The sequence below is a fragment of the Phenylobacterium sp. genome (assembly GCF_044371015.1).
Classification (GTDB): domain Bacteria; phylum Pseudomonadota; class Alphaproteobacteria; order Caulobacterales; family Caulobacteraceae; genus Phenylobacterium.
This window is the reverse complement of sequence record NZ_JBILUK010000292.1, coordinates 1-3,487: the sequence shown is the minus strand read 5'-3', so window position 1 is coordinate 3,487 and position 3,487 is coordinate 1. Positions and strand designations below refer to the sequence as shown.

Below are 3,487 nucleotides of genomic sequence, written 5' to 3'. Positions count from 1 at the left end.
GCCCGTTGCCTCCGCCGTTGACCGTCCCGGCCGACGTCAGAGTCAAGCGCTCGACCTCGCTGGGAAGCGAGTAGGTCACCGCGCTCAGGACCAGGTCATCGCCTTCACCGGCGAGTTCCAGGACGACATCGCCGGCGTCGTCAACAAGGTAGACGTCGTCCTCCGCGCCACCGGCCAGACTGTCCGCTCCGGACCCGCCATCCAGGGTATCGCTGCCCGTCCCACCCAACAGCGTATCTGCGCCGCCAATGCCCGAAAGAGAGTCGTTCCCGCCCGCTCCCTCCAGCCAGTTGTCGCCGGAACCGCCGGTGATCACGTTGGCCAGCCCGTTGCCCGCGCCGTTGACAGCGCCAGCGGACGTCAGCGTCAGACGCTCGACCTCCGAGGGTAGGGCGAAGGTCAGACTACTGAAGACCTGGTCGTCACCTTCGCCAGGAAGCTCAAGGATCAAATCACCGGCGTCATCGACATAGTAATTGTCGCTGCCCGTCCCGCCGACCAGGCTGTCGGCGCCGGTCCCACCGTCCAACGTATCGCCGCCACCGCTGGCCTGGATGGTGTCGGAATACTGACCGGGAAACGGTTGTCCAACAGGTGTACTGGACGGCGTGATCGCTTCCGCTGCGGCCGTGCCCACCACGAGAACACCCAACGTCGGAGGCGGCGGCGGCGGCGGAGGCGGAGGTGGAGACGGCGGCGGACTTTCGAACAGGAAGTCGCTGGAAGACAATGCGTAGGCGTTGGTGAAACGGATGGTCTCGGCCACGCCGGTGACGGCGTCGGTGACGATCCAGTCGGTGGTGCTGCCCGAAGCCTTCACGAATGTTGAGCCCGCAGCAAAGCCGATCAGTCGAACCTGATCGCCCGCTGCGAAGTCGCTGACCACGTCGCCGCCGGCTTCGCCGCGGCGGAACGCCATAACGTCATTTCCAGACCCGCCGGCAAGTGTGTCGGCACCCGCGCCGCCATCCAGCGAGTCACTGCCCGATCCGCCATTCAGCGTATCCGAGCCCTGGCCGCCCAGGAGGGTGTCCGCGCCCCCGTTCGCCGAAAGCAGGTCGTTGCCGGCCCCGCCGTCCAGCAGGTTGTTACCGGCGCCACCGTACATGATGTTGGCTAAGCCATTGCCTGTGCCATTGACCGCGCCGTCAGACGCTATGGTCATCCGTTCGACTTCGGCAGGCAAGGTGTAGGTTACCGACGTGAAGATGCTGTCAGCTGTGCCGCCTCCAGAAAGCTCAAGCACCACATCACCGACATTGTCGACGAAGTATCGGTCGCTGCCTGATCCTCCGACCAGGCTGTCCGCGCCTGCGCCGCCGTCCAGAGTGTCAGTGCCACCTCCGGCCTGAATGGTGTCAGCGTATTGCCCAGGGAACGGTTGTCCTGCAGGGGCGCTTGTCGGGGTAATGGAGTCGGCTGCGTCTGTGCCCACCACCGAAACGCCTTGACCCACGGGTGGCGGTGGTGGCGGCGGGGGCGGTGGCGACGCGCCCACGAATGTGGCAGCATCCAGGCGACCATCGGTTGCAACCCTGTCATTCAACGCCGCCGACGTGATTGCCGAACCTAGGAGCGCGGCCCGTATGTCGGCGGGCGTGGCGTTGGGATTGCCGGCCACATACAGCGCTATAGACCCCGTCACGTGCGGCGCGGCCATCGACGTGCCGCTCATCGTGCCGTAGCCGCCGCCCAGGGTCGTCGAATAGATGCTGGCCCCGGGCGCCGCGATGTCGACACTGGTCATGCCGAAATTCGACCAGCTGGCCAGCGAGCCCGTTGAGCCGATGGCCGCCACAGCGATGACGGCGTCGAAACCGACCGTCGATTGTGTCGAGTAACTCGCAGGGTAGAAGGCCGTAACGTCGTTGTTGGTCCCGTTGTTGCCGGCGGCTGCAACAAACAGGATCTCCTCCTGGGCACCCCGGGTGATCGCATCCAGCAAGGCCTGGGAGTAGCCGCCGCCGCCCCAGCTGTTGTTGGTGGCGACAAAATCAATGACGGTCGAGGCGCGCCCGGCGTTGGTGAAGTAATCTGCGGCCCGCACGGCGTCAGAGGTAAAGCCCTGGTTCGCCGAATTCAGGAACTTGAGCGCGACGATCTGCACGTTCCAGGCGACGCCGGCGACGCCGGTCCCATTGCCGCCGACGGCGCCGATGGTTCCGGCCACGTGCGTGCCATGACCGCGATCATCCATCGGGTCGTTGTCGTTATTGACAAAATCCCAGCCGATCAGGTCGTCGATATAGCCGTTGGCGTCGTTGTCGACCCCATTCTCCCAACGCGAATCCTGCAGAAGGTCGCCTGCGTCGATGCGGCCATTGGCGTTGAGGTCCGACACATAGGCGCTGTTGCGACCGTCATTCAGATCGCGGAATCCAATCACGCCGTCCGCGTCCACGTCGACCAGCAACGAACGGAAGGCGGTCGGGATTTCGGCGAAATTGAGCCAGATGTTCAGGTAGAGGTCAGGGTGCGTATAATCGACTCCCGAGTCGATGACCCCCACGGCCACCTTGCTGCTACCCGTGTTCCCCGCCGCCCAGACTTCGGCGGCCTGGCTCCCGAAGGCGTTCGCCGGCGTGCTCAGGTCGCCGTAGAGACCCCAGGTCTGACCTGCAAGGAAGGCGGTGTCGTTGCTGAGATCCTGGCCAGCCACCTGCCAGTCGCGCTCGGCGAAGTCGATCCCGGGATGCTTGGAGAGGATCTCAAGGGCCGCCTCGATCGTTACGCCCTGACCGAGTTGCACCCGCTGCCAGACGCCATCTTCGCCAGAGTTGATGACTTGAATCACGCGGCCGCCGACGGCGGCGAGAGCGCGGCCGTGATCGGCCGACGAAGGGTCGGCCCGAATGAGAATCTGATCCGGCCGCGAAGTCGCGGTCAGCGTGTCCGGCATTTGGTCTTCAAACCCCAGAGCCCCAGTGGGCGCGCGACGTCACCCCGACGCTGCAACCTAACGCGAGTTCGCGAACTTCGCGCGCAAAAACAACTGTATGGGGAACTTGTCGGAAAAGGGCAGCGGTTTCCGCCTAGGCTTGCCTCCTGACCAAAGATCATCGTCATTCGAATTCCGGAAAACATGAACTCGAACTGGTTCTCTATCGGTGGCGCCTCGAGCGGAGCGAGGCCTGGAACCGACCCGAGCGTGACGCGGCATGTCGTGCCATCAGGCCCATGAGGTGCCGCGAAACAAGGTCCGATACCCGTCGCGCCCGGAACGGCTCCGACCCGGAAAGGTCATGAACGGCCGCCGAATCGACGAAGTTTTTCGATTGCAAAGCGGGCTTCGAATTCGCTGTCGGTTTGGTCCCATGCCTCAATGAGCCGTTCTCGTCGAGCTCCACGCGGCTTTGGTTTACCGTCTTTCGCCCAAAGTCGCTTCTCCAGCTTGGAAGCTTTCTCGCGCAATCGGCTGACCTCATCGTTGGACTGGCTTTGGTATGTGACCCGGTGTGCTTGCCGAGATGCGAACACGCCGCCCAAC

Annotated in this window: 2 protein-coding genes; both read right to left on the bottom strand. The window is 64.1% G+C overall.

Annotated elements, in window-relative coordinates:
* Positions 1-2,899, bottom strand: a 2,899-nt coding sequence (locus ACIQ3R_RS16520; RefSeq protein WP_397419947.1) for a S8 family serine peptidase, incomplete at its 3' end; no start/stop codon positions are given.
* 341 nt (positions 2,900-3,240) lie between these two features.
* Positions 3,241-3,487, bottom strand: a 247-nt coding sequence (locus ACIQ3R_RS16515) for a hypothetical protein (protein WP_397419946.1), incomplete at its 5' end; no start/stop codon positions are given.